The organism is Streptomyces sp. NPDC028419, from assembly GCF_055565515.1.
On record NZ_JBVHUE010000020.1, the window covers coordinates 75911 to 94292 of the forward strand.

The 18382-nt window shown below is 72.3% G+C and carries 16 protein-coding genes; 13 read left to right on the top strand and 3 right to left on the bottom strand.

The genetic code is table 11. From position 1 onward, the window contains the following. Positions 1 to 44: 44 nt before the first annotated feature. The 3 genes from thrS to ACZ4UB_RS23290 all read left to right on the top strand — a co-directional run bounded on the left by thrS (position 45) and on the right by ACZ4UB_RS23290 (position 3117). A complete protein-coding gene (thrS, locus tag ACZ4UB_RS23280; RefSeq protein ID WP_468072765.1) occupies positions 45 to 2024 on the top strand; it encodes a threonine--tRNA ligase in 1980 nt (659 codons plus the stop codon). Positions 2025 to 2118: 94 nt separating this feature from the next. Beyond that, positions 2119 to 2679 (top strand): HIT family protein, encoded by a 561-nt coding sequence (locus tag ACZ4UB_RS23285; RefSeq protein ID WP_354382574.1) that lies wholly within the window; start codon positions 2119 to 2121, stop codon positions 2677 to 2679. Beyond that, a complete protein-coding gene (locus tag ACZ4UB_RS23290; protein ID WP_468072768.1) occupies positions 2680 to 3117 on the top strand; it encodes a cytidine deaminase family protein in 438 nt (145 codons plus the stop codon). Positions 3118 to 3154: 37 nt separating this feature from the next. Here the strand turns inward: ACZ4UB_RS23290 and helR are convergent, their stop codons facing one another. The 3 genes from helR to ACZ4UB_RS23305 all read right to left on the bottom strand — a co-directional run bounded on the left by helR (position 3155) and on the right by ACZ4UB_RS23305 (position 9623). Beyond that, positions 3155 to 5326 carry an RNA polymerase recycling motor ATPase HelR gene (gene helR, locus ACZ4UB_RS23295; RefSeq protein WP_468072770.1) on the bottom strand — a complete coding sequence of 724 codons (2172 nt, stop codon included), beginning with the start codon at positions 5324 to 5326 and terminating at the stop codon, positions 3155 to 3157. A 218-nt stretch (positions 5327 to 5544) separates the two neighbouring features. Then, complete coding sequence (locus tag ACZ4UB_RS23300) at positions 5545 to 7200, bottom strand: hypothetical protein (protein WP_354382572.1); 1656 nt, start codon at positions 7198 to 7200, stop codon at positions 5545 to 5547. Between the two features lie 191 nt (positions 7201 to 7391). Then, complete coding sequence (locus tag ACZ4UB_RS23305; protein ID WP_468072772.1) at positions 7392 to 9623, bottom strand: elongation factor G-like protein EF-G2; 2232 nt, start codon at positions 9621 to 9623, stop codon at positions 7392 to 7394. Between the two features lie 236 nt (positions 9624 to 9859). Here ACZ4UB_RS23305 and pgsA point away from each other — a divergent pair, with 236 nt between their 5' ends. From pgsA to ruvB, 10 genes are all read left to right on the top strand, one after another. Next, the gene (pgsA, locus tag ACZ4UB_RS23310) at positions 9860 to 10522 is read left to right on the top strand and encodes a phosphatidylinositol phosphate synthase (RefSeq protein ID WP_354382570.1); all 663 of its coding nucleotides are present in this window, start codon (positions 9860 to 9862) and stop codon (positions 10520 to 10522) included. Then, complete coding sequence (locus ACZ4UB_RS23315) at positions 10522 to 11460, top strand: phosphatidylinositol mannoside acyltransferase (protein ID WP_468072775.1); 939 nt, start codon at positions 10522 to 10524, stop codon at positions 11458 to 11460. Before pgsA ends, ACZ4UB_RS23315 begins: the two co-directional genes overlap by 1 nt. After that, positions 11457 to 12638, top strand: coding sequence for a glycosyltransferase family 4 protein (locus ACZ4UB_RS23320; RefSeq protein WP_468072777.1), 1182 nt, complete (start codon positions 11457 to 11459; stop codon positions 12636 to 12638). The genes ACZ4UB_RS23315 and ACZ4UB_RS23320 overlap by 4 nt, the downstream gene beginning before the upstream one ends. 100 nt (positions 12639 to 12738) lie before the next feature. Next, positions 12739 to 13278: a hypothetical protein gene (locus ACZ4UB_RS23325; protein ID WP_354382567.1), complete on the top strand. Its 540-nt coding sequence runs from the start codon at positions 12739 to 12741 to the stop codon at positions 13276 to 13278. 117 nt (positions 13279 to 13395) lie between these two features. Next, positions 13396 to 14307, top strand: coding sequence for a pyridoxal 5'-phosphate synthase lyase subunit PdxS (gene pdxS, locus ACZ4UB_RS23330; RefSeq protein WP_354382566.1), 912 nt, complete (start codon positions 13396 to 13398; stop codon positions 14305 to 14307). Between the two features lie 12 nt (positions 14308 to 14319). Then, positions 14320 to 14913, top strand: coding sequence for a pyridoxal 5'-phosphate synthase glutaminase subunit PdxT (gene pdxT / locus ACZ4UB_RS23335; protein WP_468072779.1), 594 nt, complete (start codon positions 14320 to 14322; stop codon positions 14911 to 14913). Between the two features lie 69 nt (positions 14914 to 14982). Then, complete coding sequence (locus tag ACZ4UB_RS23340) at positions 14983 to 15735, top strand: YebC/PmpR family DNA-binding transcriptional regulator (protein ID WP_354382564.1); 753 nt, start codon at positions 14983 to 14985, stop codon at positions 15733 to 15735. 136 nt (positions 15736 to 15871) lie between these two features. Continuing rightward, positions 15872 to 16465, top strand: coding sequence for a crossover junction endodeoxyribonuclease RuvC (gene ruvC / locus ACZ4UB_RS23345; protein ID WP_354382563.1), 594 nt, complete (start codon positions 15872 to 15874; stop codon positions 16463 to 16465). Next, positions 16462 to 17097, top strand: a complete 636-nt coding sequence (gene ruvA / locus ACZ4UB_RS23350) for a Holliday junction branch migration protein RuvA (RefSeq protein WP_354382562.1) — start codon at positions 16462 to 16464, stop codon at positions 17095 to 17097. Before ruvC ends, ruvA begins: the two co-directional genes overlap by 4 nt. Positions 17098 to 17149: 52 nt before the next feature. Further along, positions 17150 to 18274, top strand: a complete 1125-nt coding sequence (gene ruvB, locus ACZ4UB_RS23355; RefSeq protein WP_468072782.1) for a Holliday junction branch migration DNA helicase RuvB — start codon at positions 17150 to 17152, stop codon at positions 18272 to 18274. The last annotated feature ends 108 nt before the right edge of the window (positions 18275 to 18382 follow it).

Consider the following 18382-nt stretch of genomic DNA (forward strand, 5'->3'; position numbering starts at 1 on the left):
GCGCGCAGTGTTCGCTCGCGCACCCCCTGAGTCAGGAGAGACCGGTGTCAGACGTCCGTGTGATCATCCAACGCGATTCCGAGCGGGACGAGCGCGTGGTGGCCACGGGCACTACGGCGGCCGACCTCTTCCCCGGTGAACGCACCGTCGTCGCGGCGCGCGTCGCCGGCGAGCTGAAGGACCTCTCGTACGAGGTCAAGGACGGCGAGACCGTCGAGCCGGTGGAGATCTCCTCCGAGGACGGCCTGAACATCCTGCGCCACTCGACCGCGCACGTCATGGCGCAGGCCGTGCAGGAGCTCTTCCCCGAGGCCAAGCTGGGCATCGGCCCGCCGGTCCGGGACGGCTTCTACTACGACTTCGACGTCGCGAAGCCCTTCACCCCCGACGACCTCAAGGCCGTCGAGAAGAAGATGCAGGAGATCCAGAAGCGCGGGCAGCGCTTCGCGCGCCGCGTCGTCACCGACGAGGCGGCCCGCGAGGAGCTGGCGCACGAGCCGTACAAGCTGGAGCTGATCGGGCTCAAGGGTTCGGCGGCGACCTCGGACGACGGCGCGGACGTCGAGGTGGGCGGCGGCGAGCTGACCATCTACGACAACATCGACGCCAAGACCGGCGACCTGTGCTGGTCGGACCTGTGTCGCGGCCCGCACCTGCCGACCACCCGCAACATCCCGGCGTTCAAGCTGATGCGCAACGCGGCCGCCTACTGGCGCGGCAGCGAGAAGAACCCGATGCTCCAGCGCATCTACGGCACCGCGTGGCCGTCGAAGGACGAGCTGAAGGCCCACCTCGACTTCCTCGCCGAGGCCGAGAAGCGGGACCACCGCAAGCTCGGCGTCGAGCTGGACCTCTTCTCCGTCCAGGACGAGATCGGCTCCGGCCTCGCCGTCTTCCACCCGCGCGGCGGCACCATCCGCCGGGTGATGGAGGACTACTCGCGCAAGCGGCACGAGGAAGAGGGCTACGAGTTCGTCTACACCCCGCACGCCACCAAGGGCGCCCTCTTCGAGAAGAGCGGCCACCTGGACTGGTACGCGGACGGCATGTACCCCCCCATGCAGCTCGACGGTGGTACCGACTACTACCTCAAGCCCATGAACTGCCCGATGCACAACCTGATCTTTGATGCGCGCGGCCGGTCCTACCGCGAACTGCCGCTGCGCCTCTTCGAGTTCGGCACCGTGTACCGGTACGAGAAGTCGGGCGTCGTGCACGGCCTGACCCGCTCGCGCGGCTTCACCCAGGACGACGCGCACATCTACTGCACCAAGGAGCAGATGGCGGAGGAGCTGGACCGGACCCTCACCTTCGTCCTGAACCTGCTGCGCGACTACGGTCTGACGGACTTCTACCTGGAGTTGTCGACCAAGGACCCGGAGAAGTTCGTCGGCTCGGACGAGATCTGGGAAGAGGCCACCGAGACCCTGCGCCAGGTCGCCGAGAAGCAGGGCCTCCCGCTGGTCCCGGACCCGGGCGGCGCCGCGTTCTACGGCCCGAAGATCTCGGTCCAGTGCCGTGACGCCATCGGCCGCACCTGGCAGATGTCGACCGTGCAGCTCGACTTCAACCTGCCGGAGCGCTTCAACCTGGAGTACACCGGCCCCGACGGCACCAAGCAGCAGCCGGTCATGATCCACCGCGCGCTGTTCGGCTCCATCGAGCGGTTCTTCGCCGTGCTGCTGGAGCACTACGCGGGTGTCATGCCGCCGTGGCTGGCCCCGGTGCAGGCGGTCGGCATCCCGATCGGCGACGCGCACATCGAGTACCTGCAGGAGTTCGCCGCCGAGGCGAAGAAGAAGGGCCTGCGGGTCGAGGTGGACGCCTCGTCGGACCGGATGCAGAAGAAGATCCGCAACCAGCAGAAGCTCAAGGTCCCGTTCATGATCATCGTCGGCGACGAGGACATGGCGGCGGGCACGGTCTCCTTCCGCTACCGCGACGGTTCGCAGGAGAACGGCGTACCCAAGGCCGACGCCCTGGCGAAGCTGGTCCAGGTCGTCGAGGACCGCGTCCAGGTCTGATCCACGGCCGACGCACGGATGATCCGTACGGGTCGGGGCCCCCGGGAAGTGATCACTTCCCGGGGGCCTTCCTCGTCCGTCGCGGCAAGGTCATATGCTGCATCCCATGACGAGTGAGCCGGAGCAGCAGATCGGTGTCGGCACGCAGGACGCGTTCCAGCGGCTGTGGACGCCCCACCGGATGGCGTACATCCAAGGGGAGAACAAGCCGACCGGCCCGGAGGCCGGGGACGGCTGTCCCTTCTGCGGGATTCCGGAGATGTCCGACGCGGACGGGCTGGTCGTGGCCCGGGGCGAGCACGTCTACGCCGTGCTCAACCTGTACCCGTACAACGGCGGACACCTCATGGTCGTCCCCTACCGGCACGTCGCCGACTACACCGAGCTGGACGGCCCCGAGACCGCCGAACTCGCCGACCTGACCAAGCGGGCCATGGTCGCGCTGCGCAAGGCCTCCGGAGCGCACGGCTTCAACATCGGGATGAACCAGGGCGCCGCCGCCGGCGCCGGCATCGCCGCGCACCTGCACCAGCACATCGTGCCGCGCTGGGGCGGGGACACGAACTTCATGCCGGTGGTCGGCCACACCAAGGTCCTGCCCCAACTCCTCGCCGACACGCGGCAGATGCTCGCCGACTCCTGGCCGGTCGACTAGATGGGGGAGCGGACCCGCGAGGTCGACCACGAGTTGGTCCGGGCCGCGGCGCAGGTCGCGGCCACGCGCTGCCGGGGCGACAACCACACCATGGCCGCCGCGGCCCGCGACCGGGACGGCCGGATCGTCACGGCCGTGAACGCCTACCACTTCACCGGCGGCCCCTGCGCGGAACTCGTCGTCATCGGCGCCGCCGCGGCCCAGGGCGCCCACGACCTGGAAACGATCGTGGCCGTCGGCGACCGGGACCGCGGGATCGTGCCGCCCTGCGGCCGCTGCCGCCAGGTCCTGCTCGACTACTTCCCGACCATCGAGGTCATCGTCACGGTGCAGGGCGCACCGCGCTCCGTCCCCATCGCCGACCTGCTGCCCGCGAGCTACGTCTGGGCGGACCACCAGCTCGACGCCGAGGACGGCGCGCCGCTCGGCGCGAGCTGACCGCACGCCGGCCTCGTGCCGGCACGGCACCGGCGGGCTACCCGCTCGTCAGGACGACGAGCTGCCGGGTCGCGCGGGTCGTCGCGACGTAGCGGTCGACGGCGCCCTCGATGCCCGCGCCGAAGTCGTCCGGATCGACGAGGACGACCAGGTCGAATTCGAGTCCCTTCGACAGCTCCGGCGTCAGTGACCGCACGCGATCCGTCGCCCGGAACCCGGGGGCGCCGATGACGCAGGCGGTCCCCTCGGCGTTCGCCGCGAGCCAGCCGTCGAGGGTCGCGGCCAGCTCCGTGACGGACCCGTGGACGACGGGGAGGCCGCTGCTGCGGACGGAGGTCGGCACGTTGGCGTCCGGGAGCACGGCCCGGATGGCCGGTTCCGCCTCCGCCATCACCTCTCGCGGTGTCCGGTAGTTGACGCTCAGGGACGCCACGGTGATCCGGTCGAGCCCGGCCCGCTCCAGCCGTTCCCGCCACGACCCGGTGAAGCCGTGGCGGGCCTGGGCGCGGTCCCCGACGATCGTGAAGCTGCGGGACGGGCAGCGCAGCAGCAGCATCTGCCACTCGGCGCCGGTCAGCTCCTGGGCCTCGTCCACCACCACGTGCGCGAACGGTCCCAGCAGCGGATCGACTTCGGTGTCGGCGCGGGTGCTCCCGTCGACCAGGGCCTCCCGGAGGTCCTGCCCGTGCAGCATGCCGAGCGCGCCCTCGTCCTCCTCGATCACGGTGTTCTGCAGCAGGCTGTCGATGGCCTCGGCCCGGCGGGCGCGTTCGGCCGCGGCGGCGGCTTCGCCCCGGCGCCTGCGCCCGGCGGCCTCCGGGTCGCCGAGCCGTGCCCGCGCCGCGTCCAGGAACGGCAGGTCGGAGAGGGTCCAGGCGCGGGCGTCCGCGCGCTGGAGCGTGCGTACGTCCTCGGGGGCGAGCCACGGCGCGCACCTGCGCAGGTACGCGGGCACCGACCACAGGTCGCCGACCAGGTCGCCCGCGTCGAGCATCGGCCAGGCGCGCCGCAGGGTCCCGATCAGCTCCTCGTCCTGGATGAGGGAGCGCCGCAGCAGGTGGGGCGCGGCCCCGCTGTCGTCCTTGTCCACGAGGATCGCGAGCAGCTCTTCCAGGATCTGCTCCCGGGCCTCGTTGTGCGCGGTGCCGGGCTCGACCGCGTCGAAGGCGGCCGCCCAGTCGGCGGGGCTCAGCCAGAGGTCGGACCAGGGGGTCGAGACCGTCGTGCCCTCGGTGGGCGGCTCCTCGTACAGGCGGACGGCCGGCTCGATCGCCCCGACCAGGTCCGCGGACGCCTTCAGGCGGGCCACCGCGGGGTCCCGCTCGGCCGCGGCGGTGGCGCCCTCGGGGACGAGGTCGCGCAGGGTGCAGGTGCGTACGCCCTCCTCGCCGAGGCTGGGCAGGACGTCGGCGACGTACGCGAGGTAGGGCTGGTGCGGACCGACGAAGAGCACGCCGCCGCGGCGGTGTCCGAGGCGGGGGTCGGAGTAGAGGAGGTAGGCGGCGCGGTGCAGGGCGACGACGGTCTTGCCCGTGCCCGGGCCGCCGTCGACGACGAGGGCGCCGCGGGAGCCGGCCCGCACGATCGCGTCCTGGTCGGCCTGGATGGTGGCGAGCACGTCGCGCATCCGGTCCGAGCGGCTGCTGCCGAGGCTGGCGATGAAGGCGGACTGGTCGTCCAGCGCGGCGCGGCCTTCGAGCCCGTCGGCGTCGAACACCTCGTCCCAGTAGTCGGTGATCCGGCCGCGGGTCCAGCGGTAGCGGCGGCGGCTCGCCAGCCCCATCGGGTTGCCGTGGGTGGCCGCGAAGAACGGTTCGGCCGCGGGGGAGCGCCAGTCGAGGAGCAGGCGGCGGCCGTGGCTGTCGGTGAGGCCGAGCCGTCCGACGTGGACGGGCTCCGAGCCGTCCGCGGGGACGAAGTGCCCCAGGCACAGGTCGAGGCCGAAGCGGCGCAGGGTGCGCAGGCGCGCGGTCAGGCGGTGGATCTCCGCGTCCCGGTCCATCGCTCCGCGGCCGATCCCGCCGGGCGCCCGGCGCGTGGCCGCGAGTTGGTCGGACAGCTCGGCGATCGTCTGGTCGAGGGTCGCCGAGATGGCGGCGAAGTGGCGTTCGTCGCCGCCGATCAGCGCCGGGTCGGCCTTGGGGCCGAGGTGGTCGGGCAGGTCGAAGGCGCGGGTGGTCGGGGTGGTCGGGGACGGCAGCGGTCGCACGTGGCGGATCTCCAAAGCGGGGCGGCAGGGGGGTGGATGCGCGATTCTGCCCCGGCACCGGGGCCTTGCCGCAAGCCCCCCTGTGCGCTATAAGTTGAGAGTGGCAAGGAGTGGTTTCACCTCCTTGCCTTTTTGTTTTCCCTCCCTGGAACGCCGACCGCCCCGCACCGGCGGGGCCGGTGCGGGGCGGTGCGGGACGGGCGTGGACCGGGGGCGGCTCAGGCGTCGTAGGCGTCGGCCTTGCGGGGCGCGGCGTCCTGGACCATGCCGCTCACGATCATCGAGCGGTTCACGAAGCGGTCGGTGTCGACGCCGTTCTCGTCCAGGACGCGCATGGCGGCCGCGTGGACCGCCCGCAGCACCGGGGTGGCCGTGCGCATCGCGTCGTCGGCCATGAAGCGGTGCCGCCACATCGAACCGGCCCACACGTGCCGGACGCCGAACGGCTCGGGCAGGACCAGCTTGCCGCCCAGGAAGTCGAGCAGCGGCGGGTACCAGGTGAAGGGCGCGCGGACCGCGAGGCGCACCACTTCGGAGGCGTCCACGAGGGCGTGGGTGCGCTCCACGGTCTCCCAGAAGCGGACGGTCTTGGCGACCTCGGTGGTCTTCGGCGCCGACTTGGTGGTGAACAGGCCGTGCACCGGGCCGAGGGAGTGGGCGGTGACGTCGACGCGCAAGGTCTTGTAGAGCACGGTCACGGTCACCATCATCGTGATCACCAACTGACCGTCCCACAGGGGCCATTGGACCCCGAGATAGTGCCGGTTGCCCGCGCCGAACTGCTGCTCGTTGCAGATCCGGGTGATCTCGTGCTGCTTGATGAGGAAGGCGTCGACGTCCGCGCCGGTGGGGCGGGCGACCTCCTTGGCGCCCTCGCCGACCGGGGTGACGATCCAGTGCGTGATGGAGGGCGGCGGGAAGCCGCCCGTGTGCAGCGGACCGCGCTCCAGCATGCGCAGTTGGTCGTGGATCGCGCGGATCACGTCCCAACTGCGGAAGGGGTGGATCTCGGTGCCCTCCGTCTTGGGCGCCAGGTCCTCCGCCAGCTGCCAGCTGCCCCACCGGGTGCCCATGCCCAGGATGCCCTTGGGGCCGGCGTAGAAGACGGAGTTGCTGCGGCCCTCGGCGGTGAGCTTCGCGAGCTGGTGGCGCAGGTCCTCGCGGGAGGTCTCGTCGGGGTTGCCGGGGACGGCCTCGGGGATCTTGGCCCCGACGGAGGCCCCGCCGAGCAGGCCGTCCCACCGGGCGCGCATGTCCTTGGCGGCCGCCTCGGCGATCCGGGAGGCCAACAGCCAGCCCACGGCCGGGGCGATGACCATCGCCCGCAGGTACAGGCCCCAGAATCCGGTGAACGGCAGCCGGAACATCAGCACCGCCACCACGAGCGCGACGCCGACGAGGAGCGCGGTGCCCATCCAGGAGGCGCGCTTGCCCTCGTTCCCGGCGAGGGACTTGCGCAGCTGGAACAGGCCCAGCCACAGCAGGAGTCCGGGCAGGAAGAGCACGCCGCAGACCAGCGTGATCAGCCGGAGCTTCTGGTCGCGCTCCTTGCGCAGGCGCGAGGCGGCGAGGCAGTGCTCGACGACGGTCTGCGGGTCCGCGCCGAAGGACTGGATCAGCGGTTTGCGGCCGGCGCCGAGCATGCGGGCTTCGACGGCCCGGCAGAAGGCCTCGCCGAAGTTGGGCTCGAAGAGGGAGAGCTTCCCCTTCTTCACGGTGGATTCGTAGTGCTCGTTGTTGGCTTTGAGTATCTCGTCCGGCTTGCCGTCGCGGTACGCGGCGGAGGCCAGCGCGTTGGTGGCGGCGGTCTGGCCGCCACCGCCCTGGAGGGGGATCTGCGCCCCCGGCCTGAAGTCGAAACCGTCGTCCGCCACCGCTGCCCCCATCGCTGTGCTGTCGTGCGTGCCCGGTGTCCCGCTGTTCGGTGTCCCGTCACCCGAGGTCCTGCCCCGCCCCGCCGAGCCTGAAAGAGCCTAGCGAGGGTCGTCCCCCGATGGTCATGGGACAGGGAAATACCGCCCTCCGCAAGCGGGTTGGGTGGGCGGTACCCCGGGCGCTATGTCAACTAGTTACCCTTCTCGGCCTGTTCGCGCATCTTGTCCGCGAGGTGGGGCGGCATGGGCTCGTGGCGGGCGTAGCCGCGGCTGAAGCCGCCGGTGCCGTGCGAGACCGAGCGCAGTTCCACGGCGTAGCGGCCGATCTCGATCTCGGGTATCTCGGCGCGCACCACGGAGCGTCCGGGGCCCGCCGGTTCGGTGCCCACGACCCGGCCGCGGCGCCCGGCGAGGTCGCTCATGACGGGGCCCACGTAGGCGTCGGGGACCAGGACGGTGAGTTCGGCGACGGGTTCGAGGAGGTGGATCTCGGCTTCGGCGGCCGCCTCGCGCAGGGCGAGCGCGCCCGCGGTCTGGAAGGCCGCGTCCGAGGAGTCCACGGAGTGCGCCTTGCCGTCGCGCAGGGTGATCCGTACGTCGACGAGCGGGTATCCGGCGGCGACGCCGCGGGCGGCCTGGGCCCGTACTCCCTTCTCGACGGACGGGATGAACTGGCGCGGGACGGCGCCGCCGACCACCTTGTCCACGAACTCGATGCCGCTGCCCGCCGGCAGCGGCTCGACGTCGATCTCGCAAATGGCGAACTGGCCGTGGCCGCCCGACTGTTTGACGTGCCGGCCGCGCCCGGTGGCCTTGGCGCCGAAGGTCTCGCGCAGGCTCACCCGGTGGGGGACGGCGTCGACCCGGACGCCGTAGCGGGTGCGCAGCCGCTCCAGGGCGACCTCCTGGTGGGCCTCGCCCAGGCACCACAGGACGAGCTGGTGGGTGTGCGGGTTCTGCTCCAGGCGCATCGTGGGGTCCTCGGCGACGAGCCGGGCGAGCCCCTGGGAGAGCTTGTCCTCGTCGGCCTTGCTGTGGGCCTCGATGGCGAGGGGGAGCAGGGGGTCGGGCATCGCCCAGGGCTCCATGAGGAGCGGGCGGGCCTTCGCGGAGAGGGTGTCGCCGGTTTCGGCGTGGTTGAGTTTCGCCACGCAGGCGAGGTCGCCCGCGATGCCGTGGGTGAGGGGGCGCTGCTGCTTGCCGAAGGGGGAGGTGAGGGTGCCGACGCGCTCGTCGGCCTCGTGCAGGTCGCGGGGGGCCGCGCCGTCGGCGCCGGGGAAGTGGCCGCAGACGTGCAGGGTCTCCTCGGGGCGCAGGGTGCCGGAGAAGACGCGGACGAGGGAGACCCGGCCGACGTAGGGGTCGGAGGAGGTCTTGACCACCTCGGCGAGCAGCGGGCCGTCGGGGTCGCAGGTGACGGCGGGACGGGGGGCGCCGCCGGGGTCGGTGACGGCGAGGGCCGGACGTTCGAGGGGGGTGGGGAAGCCGCCCGTGATCAGTTCGAGGAGTTCGACCGTGCCGAGGCCCTGGCGGGCGCCCTCGGGGGCGGGCGCGGCCATCAGCACGGGGTGGAAGGTGCCGCGGGCGACGGCGCGCTCCAGGTCGTCGACGAGGGTCCCCAGGTCGATCTCCTCGCCGCCGAGGTAGCGGTCCATGAGGGTCTCGTCCTCGCTCTCGGCGATGATCCCCTCGATCAGGCGGGCCCGGGCGTCGGTGATCAGGGCCAGCTCGGCGGGGTCGGGGTCGCGCTCGACCCGTTCGCCGGAGGTGTAGTCGTACACGCGCCGCGAGAGCAGGCCGAGCAGCCCTGTGACGGGGGCGTGGCCGTCGGGCCCGACGGGGCCGTGGAGCGGCAGGTAGAGGGGGATGACGGCGTCGGGGTCGTCGGGGCCGAAGGTCTCGCCGCAGACGGCGGCCATCCGGTCGTAGTCGGCGCGGGCGGCCTCCAGGTGGGTGACGACGATGGCGCGGGGCATCGCGACGGCCGCGCACTCGTCCCACACCATGCGGGTCGCGCCGGACAGCCCGGCGCCGTCGCCGCCGTCCGCGGCGCCCTCGGCGGCCGAGACGACGAAGAGGGCCGCGTCCGCGGCGCGCAGACCGGCCCTGAGTTCTCCGACGAAGTCGGCGTATCCGGGGGTGTCCAGGATGTTGATCTTAATGTCGCCCCAGGCGACGGGGACGAGCGAGAGCTGGACCGAGCGCTGGCGCCGGTGCTCGATCTCGTCGTAGTCGGAGACGGTCGCGCCGTCCTCGACCCGGCCCGCCCGGCCGACGGCTCCGGCGGTCAGGGCGAGGGCTTCGACCAGGGTGGTCTTTCCGGCTCCACTGTGGCCGACCAGCACCACATTGCGTATCGCGGAGGGGCGGTCGGCCGTCAGTGCCCTGCCGGCGGCCCCGGATTGCTGCGTCTTGTCACCCATGATTCTCGTGCCTCCCGGTGCAACGGTGAGGTGGGATCCTTCGAGCTTTGCACTGGCGTCACACTGCGTCCATACGTCGTACCCGGCCACCCCCGGTCGGGCGCCCGCGTGGCGCGATCCGGGTATTGCCGGAGCCCCACGGTGGGTGCGCGGCGGTGCGGGCCCCGGGCGCTGGCTACGATGGGCCAGCCGGTGGCCGTGGTGGCCGTGCGGCCCAGCGACCCCCTGGGAAGGCCATGCTGAACAAGTACGCGCGTGCATTCTTTACGCGTGTCCTCACACCGTTCGCCGCGTTTCTGCTCCGTCGGGGGGTGAGCCCGGACGCGGTCACCCTGATCGGCACGGCCGGAGTGATGGCCGGAGCGCTGGTCTTCTTCCCGCGGGGAGAGTTCTTCTGGGGCACGATCACGATCACCCTCTTCGTGTTCTCCGACCTGGTCGACGGGAACATGGCGCGACAGGCCGGGGTCTCCAGCCGGTGGGGCGCGTTCCTGGACTCGACGCTGGACCGGGTGGCGGACTCCGCGATCTTCGGTGGCCTGGCGCTCTGGTACGCCGGATCGGGCCACGACAACATGCTGTGCGCCGTGGCCATCTTCTGCCTGGCGAGCGGCCAGGTCGTCTCGTACACCAAGGCCCGGGGCGAGGCGATCGGCCTGCCGGTCGCCGTCAACGGGCTGGTCGAGCGCGCCGAGCGCCTGGTGATCACGCTGGTCGCGGCCGGCGTGTCGGGCCTGGAGACCTTCGGCGTGCCCTCCTGGATCGGCGTGCTGCTGCCCGTCGCGCTCTGGGTGGTCGCGGTCGGCTCGCTGGTGACGCTGATCCAGCGGGTGGTGACCGTGCGCCGCGAGGCGGCGGAGGCCGACGCGGCCGCTGCTGCCGAGGGCGGCGCCGCCTGATGGGCGCGCTGGCGGACCGGCTGACGGACGGGGTCTTCGGGCTCGGTTGGGCCGCGGTCAAGAAGCTGCCGGAACCGACGGCGGCGGCGCTCGGCCGCACGATCGCGGACCGCACCTGGAAGCGCCGCGGCAAGAGCGTGCTGCGGCTGGAGGCGAACCTGGCCCGGGTGGTGCCCGGGGCCGGGCCGGAGCGGCTGCGGGAGCTGTCCCGGGCGGGCATGCGCTCCTACATGCGCTACTGGATGGAATCCTTCCGGCTGCCCGCCATGAACAAGGAACGGTTCGGCAGGGAAGTCGTCATGACCGACGAGCAGGTCCTGCTCGACGGCATGGCCGCCGGCCGCGGCGTGATCATCGCGCTGCCGCACCTGGCCAACTGGGACCTCGCCGGGGCCTGGGTCACCAGTCACCACGGCATCCCCTTCACCACGGTCGCGGAACGCCTCAAGCCGGAGAGCCTGTACGACCGCTTCGTGGCCTACCGCGAGAGCCTCGGCATGGAGGTGCTGCCGCACAGCGGCGGCGCCGCCTTCGCCACCCTCGCCCGCCGGCTGCGCTCCGGCGGGCTGATCTGCCTGGTCGCCGACCGGGACCTGTCCTCCTCCGGCGTCGAGGTGGACTTCTTCGGGTCCACGGCCCGGATGCCCGCCGGTCCGGCGCTGCTCGCCCAGCAGACCGGCGCCCTGCTGGTGCCCGTGACCCTCTGGTACGACGACGCTCCGGTGATGCGGGGCCGCTTCCACCCGCCGGTGTCCGAACCGAAGAGCGGCACCCGGGACGAGAAGACGGCGGCGATGACCCAGGCGGTGGCCGACGCCTTCGCCGCCGGGATCGCCGAGCACCCCGAGGACTGGCACATGCTGCAGCGGCTGTGGCTGGAGGACCTGGAACCCCGGGAGCCGCTGGCGGCCACGGACCGCCGGGAGGGCACCGGATGAAGATCGGCATCGTGTGCCCGTACTCCTGGGACGTCCCCGGCGGCGTCCAGTTCCACATCCGTGACCTGGCGGAACACCTGATCGAGCGCGGTCACCAGGTCTCGGTGCTCGCCCCCGCGGAGGAGGACACCCCGCTGCCGCCGTACGTGGTCTCGGCGGGCCGCGCGGTGCCGGTGCCCTACAACGGCTCGGTGGCCCGGCTGAACTTCGGCTTCATCTCGGCCGCGCGGGTGCGCCGCTGGCTGCACGAGGGCACCTTCGACGTCATCCACATCCACGAGCCGACCTCGCCCTCGCTCGGCCTGCTCGCCTGCTGGGCGGCCCAGGGCCCGATCGTGGCCACCTTCCACACCTCGAACCCGCGCTCGCGCGCCATGATCGCCGCGTACCCGATCCTGCAGCCCGCGCTGGAGAAGATCAGCGCGCGGATCGCGGTGAGCGAGTACGCCCGGCGCACGCTGGTGGAACACCTCGGCGGGGACGCCGTCGTCATCCCCAACGGCGTCGACGTCGACTTCTTCGCCGGCGCCGAGGCGAAGCCCGAGTGGCAGGGCGGCACGCTCGGCTTCATCGGCCGCATCGACGAACCGCGCAAGGGGATGCCGGTGCTGATGGCGGCCTTCCCGAAGATCGTCGAGGCCTGCCCGGACGTGCGGCTGCTGGTCGCCGGCCGCGGTGACGAGGAGGAGGCGGTGGCCTCGCTGCCGCCCGCCCTGCGCGAGCGCGTGGAGTTCCTCGGCATGGTCTCCGACGAGGACAAGGCGCGGCTGCTGCGCAGCGTCGACGTGTACGTCGCCCCCAACACCGGCGGCGAGAGCTTCGGGATCATCCTGGTCGAGGCGCTCTCCGCCGGCGCCCCGGTGCTGGCTTCGGACCTGGACGCCTTCGCCCAGGTCCTGGACAAGGGCGCGGCGGGGGAGCTGTTCGCCAACGAGGACGCCGACGCGCTGGCCGCGGGCGCGATCGCGCTGCTGCGCGATCCCGAGCGGCGGGCCGGGCTGAGCGCCCGGGGCTCCGCCCACGTGCGGCGCTTCGACTGGTCGACGGTCGGGGCGGACGTCCTGGCGGTGTACGAGACGGTCGCGGACGGCGCGGCCTCGGTGGCCACGGACGAACGCGTCGGACTGCGCGCCCGGCTCGGCCTGACCCGCGGCGCCACCCCGTCCTCCTTCTCCTGAGCACGCCCGCCCGGGCGCCCCTCGGGGCGTCCCGCCGGGCGTCCCCGGGTGCGCGCGGGCCGCGCGGGGAGCGGCCCGCGGGGAGGTAAAGTCGCCGCCCGTGATCGAAACCCTCGTATGGATCGCCCTGGCGCTCGGCGCCATCGGGGTCTACCTCAGCTGGACCGCCGGCCGGCTCGACCGCCTGCACTCGCGGATGGACGCCGCCCGGGCCGCGCTCGACGCACAGCTCGTGCGCCGGGCCTCGGTGGTCCTGGAGGTGGCCACCTCCGGCGTACTGGACCCGGCGTCCTCCCTCGTGCTCTACGAGGCCGCGCACGCCGCCCGCCAGGTGGAGGAGGAGCACCGCGAGGTGGCCGAAAGTGAACTGTCCCAGGCCCTGCGCGCGGTCTTCGCGGACGCCGACCAGGTCGAGGAGGTCAAGCGGGCACCCGGCGGCGAGGTCGCCGCGGAGGAGCTGGCGGCCGCCGTGCGCAGGGTTCCGATGGCCCGGCGCTTCCACAACGACGCCGTCCGTGCCGCCCGCGCGCTGCGCCGGCACCGCAAGGTCCGCTGGTTCCGGTTGGCCGGACACGCACCCTTCCCGCTCGCCTTCGAAATGGACGACGAGCCCCCGGCCCACCTCGCCGACCGCCCCTGAGCGGCCCTGGGCCGATCGGGCGGCACAGGCCACCGCCTGTGCATTGGCCCTTGCAGTGGACTGGTCCGGAGGGTTTGCTCAGTGCAGTACCCGTCTTCCTTCGAGTGAGGTCCTCCCGTGAGCACGCTTTCCACCCCTTCGCAGAACCCCGAGATCGGCACCTCTCGCGTCAAGCGCGGCATGGCCGAGCAGCTCAAGGGTGGCGTGATCATGGACGTGGTCAACGCCGAGCAGGCGAAGATCGCCGAGGACGCGGGCGCCGTCGCCGTCATGGCGCTGGAGCGGGTCCCGGCCGACATCCGCAAGGACGGCGGGGTCGCCCGCATGTCCGACCCGAACATGATCGAAGAGATCATCGAGGCCGTCTCCATCCCGGTCATGGCGAAGTCCCGCATCGGCCACTTCGTCGAGGCCCAGGTGCTCCAGTCCCTCGGCGTCGACTACATCGACGAGTCCGAGGTCCTGACCCCGGCCGACGAGGTCAACCACAGCGACAAGTTCGCCTTCACCACCCCCTTCGTCTGTGGCGCCACCAACCTGGGCGAGGCCCTGCGCCGCATCGCCGAGGGCGCGGCCATGATCCGCTCGAAGGGCGAGGCCGGCACCGGCAACGTCGTCGAGGCCGTCCGCCACCTGCGCCAGATCAAGAACGAGATCGCCAAGCTGCGCGGCTTCGACAACAACGAGCTGTACGCCGCCGCCAAGGACCTGCGCGCCCCGTACGAGCTGGTCAAGGAGGTCGCCGAGCTCGGCAAGCTCCCCGTGGTGCTGTTCTCGGCCGGTGGCGTCGCCACCCCCGCCGACGCCGCGCTGATGCGCCAGCTCGGCGCCGAGGGCGTCTTCGTCGGCTCCGGCATCTTCAAGTCGGGCGACCCGGCCAAGCGCGCCGCCGCCATCGTGAAGGCCACCACCTTCTACGACGACCCGAAGATCATCGCGGACGCTTCCCGCAACCTGGGCGAGGCCATGGTCGGCATCAACTGCGACACCCTGCCCGAGGCCGAGCGCTACGCCAACCGCGGCTGGTAAGGCACCCCACCCATGAACAATCCCCCGATCATCGGCGTCCTGGCCCTCCAGGGCGACGTACGGGAGCACCTGATCGCCCTGGCCTCGGCGGACGCCGTGGCCAGGCCGGTCCGGCGCCCCGAGGAGCTCGCCGAGGTCGACGCCCTGGTGATCCCCGGCGGCGAGTCGACGACCATGTCGAAGCTCGCCGTGCTCTTCGGCATGCTGGAGCCGCTGCGCGAGCGCGTGCGGTCCGGGATGCCGGTCTACGGCACCTGCGCGGGCATGATCATGCTCGCCGACAAGCTGCTCGGCGGCCGTGACGACCAGGAGACGCTGGGCGGGATCGACATGATCGTGCGCCGCAACGCCTTCGGCCGTCAGAACGAGTCCTTCGAGGCCTCCATCGACTTCGCCGGCATAGCGGGCGGCCCGGTCGAGGGCGTCTTCATCCGGGCGCCCTGGGTCGAGTCGGTCGGCGCGGCCGCCCAGGTGCTCGCGACGTACGACGGCCACACCGTCGCCGTGCGGCAGGGCAACGTACTGGCCACGTCGTTCCACCCGGAGCTCACGGGAGACCACCGGGTGCACGCCTACTTCGTGGACATGGTGCGCGCGGGGTCCTGATCCGCTCGGGGGAGGAGTCCCGGTAGGATCTGTGGCGAACACCGTTGGTTACGCGAAGGAGACAGGCAGATGTCCGGCCACTCTAAATGGGCTACGACGAAGCACAAGAAGGCCGTGATCGATGCCAAGCGCGGCAAGCTCTTCGCGAAGCTGATCAAGAACATCGAGGTCGCGGCGCGCACCGGTGGCGCTGACCTCGACGGCAACCCGACGCTCTTCGACGCCGTCCAGAAGGCCAAGAAGAGCTCCGTCCCGAACAAGAACATCGACTCCGCGCTCAAGCGCGGTGCCGGTCTCGAAGCGGGCGGCGCCGACTACGAGACGATCATGTACGAAGGCTACGGCCCGAACGGTGTCGCGGTGCTCATCGAGTGCCTCACCGACAACCGCAACCGTGCCGCTTCGGACGTGCGCGTCGCGATGACCCGCAACGGCGGCTCCATGGCCGACCCGGGTTCGGTCTCCTACCTGTTCAACCGCAAGGGCGTCGTCCTGCTGCCCAAGGGCGAGCTGAGCGAGGACGACGTCCTCGACGCGGTCCTCGACGCGGGCGCCGAAGAGGTCAACGACCTCGGCGAGCAGTTCGAGATCATCAGCGAGGCCACCGACCTGGTCGCGGTCCGTACCGCCCTCCAGAGCGCCGGCATCGACTACGACTCGGCCGACTCGAACTTCCTGCCGACCATGCAGGTCGAGCTGGACGAGGACGGCGCGCGCAAGATCTTCAAGCTGATCGACGCGCTGGAGGACAGCGACGACGTGCAGAACGTCTTCGCCAACTTCGACGTCAGCGACGAGGTCATGGAGAAGGTCGACGCCTGATCGGCGCCGATCACCACCACGCACGACGGGCCGTCGGGGACTCCCCGACGGCCCGTCGGCGTTCGCGCGCCCGGCGCGCGCCCGATGTCGGCGGCGCCCGATAGCCTGCACGAACGGACGGACGAAGGAGGGGCCAGTGCGCGTGCTCGGGGTGGACCCCGGCCTGACCCGGTGCGGCGTGGGCGTGGTCGAGGGGGTCGCGGGCCGACCGCTGACCATGCGCGGCGTGGGCGTCGTACGGACCCCGCCGGACGCGGACATCGGCCACCGGCTCGTCGCGATCGAGGTCGGACTCGAAGCCTGGCTCGACGAGCACCGGCCCGACGTGGTCGCCGTCGAGCGCGTCTTCAGCCAGCACAACGTCAGCACCGTCATGGGCACCGCGCAGGCCAGCGCCGTGGCCATGCTGTGCGCCGCCCGCCGCGGACTGCCGGTGGTCCTGCACACGCCCAGCGAGGTCAAGGCCGCCGTCACCGGCAGCGGCCGCGCCGACAAGGCGCAGGTCGGGGCGATGGTGACCCGGCTGCTACGGCTCGACGCGCCGCCCAAGCCCGCGGACGCGGCCGACGCCCTCGCCCTCGCCATCTGCCACATCTGGCGCGCCCCCGCGCAGAACCGGCTCCAGCAGGCCGTGGCCCTGCACGCGGCGACGCGCGCCTCGAACGCCACCGCCGGCAACGCCCAGTCCGTTCCGTCCGCTCAGAGAGCCTTGAAAGGCCGTAACCGATGATCGCCTTCGTCAGCGGCGCCGTCGCCGCGCTCGCCCCCACCACGGCCGTCATCGAGGTCGGCGGCGTGGGCATGGCGGTGCACTGCACGCCGCACACCATCGCCGGACTGCGGCTGGGCCAGGAGGCCAAGCTCGCCACCTCCCTGGTCGTCCGGGAGGACTCGCTCACCCTGTACGGCTTCGCGGACGACGACGAACGCCAGGTCTTCGAGCTGCTCCAGACCGCGAGCGGGGTCGGTCCGCGCCTCGCCCAGGCCATGCTCGGCGTGCACAGCCCGGACGCGCTGCGCCTCGCGGTCTCCACCGGGGACGAGAAGTCCCTGACGGCAGTGCCCGGCATCGGCAAGAAGGGCGCCCAGAAGCTGCTCCTGGAGCTGAAGGACAAGCTCGGCCAGCCGCTGGGCACGGGCGCCCTGGTCGGGGCGCAACGGGCCGCCGCGGCCGCCGGCCCGGCTCCCTGGACGGAGCAGCTCCAAGCCGCCCTGATCGGTCTCGGCTACGCCGCCCGCGAGGCGGACGAGGCGGTCTCCGCGGTCACCCCGCAGGCCGAGGCCGCCCTGGCCGCCGGCGGCCCGGCCCCCGTGCCGCAGCTGCTGCGCGCCGCCCTGCAGACCCTGAACCGCGCCCGCTGAGCACCCGTACGCGCCGCGCGAACCGCACAGACCCAGAAGGCAGACTGACACCGTGAACCCGTACGACGAGAGCGATCCCTACCAGGACGGCGCGTACGCGGCGGACGCCGGAGCGGCGGGCGCCGTCCCCGACGAGGCGGACCGGCTCGTCGCGGCCGCCGCCGACGGCGAGGACAGCGCGGTCGAGGCGGCCCTGCGCCCCAAGGACCTGGAGGAGTTCGTCGGCCAGGAGAAGGTGCGCCAGCAGCTCGACCTGGTCCTCAAGGCGGCCCGCCAGCGCGGCGCCACCGCCGACCACGTCCTGCTCTCCGGCGCCCCCGGCCTCGGCAAGACCACGCTCTCGATGATCATCGCGGCCGAGATGGGCGCCCCGATCCGGATCACCTCCGGCCCCGCCATCCAGCACGCGGGCGACCTCGCCGCGATCCTCTCCTCCCTCCAGGAGGGCGAGGTCCTCTTCCTCGACGAGATCCACCGGATGTCGCGGCCCGCCGAGGAAATGCTCTACATGGCCATGGAGGACTTCCGCGTCGACGTGATCGTCGGCAAGGGGCCGGGCGCCACCGCGATCCCGCTGGAGCTGCCCCCCTTCACCCTCGTCGGAGCGACCACCCGGGCCGGCCTGCTGCCGCCGCCGCTGCGCGACCGCTTCGGATTCACCGGGCACATGGAGTTCTACGCCCCCGAGGAGCTGGAACGGGTCATCCACCGCTCCGCCCGGCTGCTGGACGTGGAGATCGACACCGCGGGCGCCGCCGAGATCGCGGGCCGCTCCCGGGGCACCCCGCGCATCGCGAACCGGCTGCTGCGCCGGGTCCGCGACTACGCGCAGGTCCGGGCGGACGGGGTGATCAACCGCGAGGTGTCCGCCACCGCGCTCAAGGTGTACGAGGTGGACGAGCGCGGATTGGACCGGCTGGACCGGGCCGTGCTGGAGGCCCTGCTCAAGCTGTTCGGCGGCGGTCCGGTGGGCCTGTCGACCCTCGCCGTCGCGGTGGGGGAGGAGCGGGAGACCGTCGAGGAGGTCGCCGAGCCGTTCCTGGTGCGGGAGGGACTGCTGGCGCGGACGCCCAGGGGACGGGTCGCGACGCCCGCCGCATGGGCTCACCTGGGGCTCGTCCCGCCGGCCCGGCCCGGGACCGGATCGCCCGGGCAAGGTGGCTTGTTCGGGTCCTGACGGCGCGGAGGTTCGCCGGGTCAGGAACTGCGGTGCCATGCTGGGCGTTGTTCCATCGGTGTGGACTCGCCTAGACTCCGCCGATGCTGGCCGTAACGGCCGGCATGC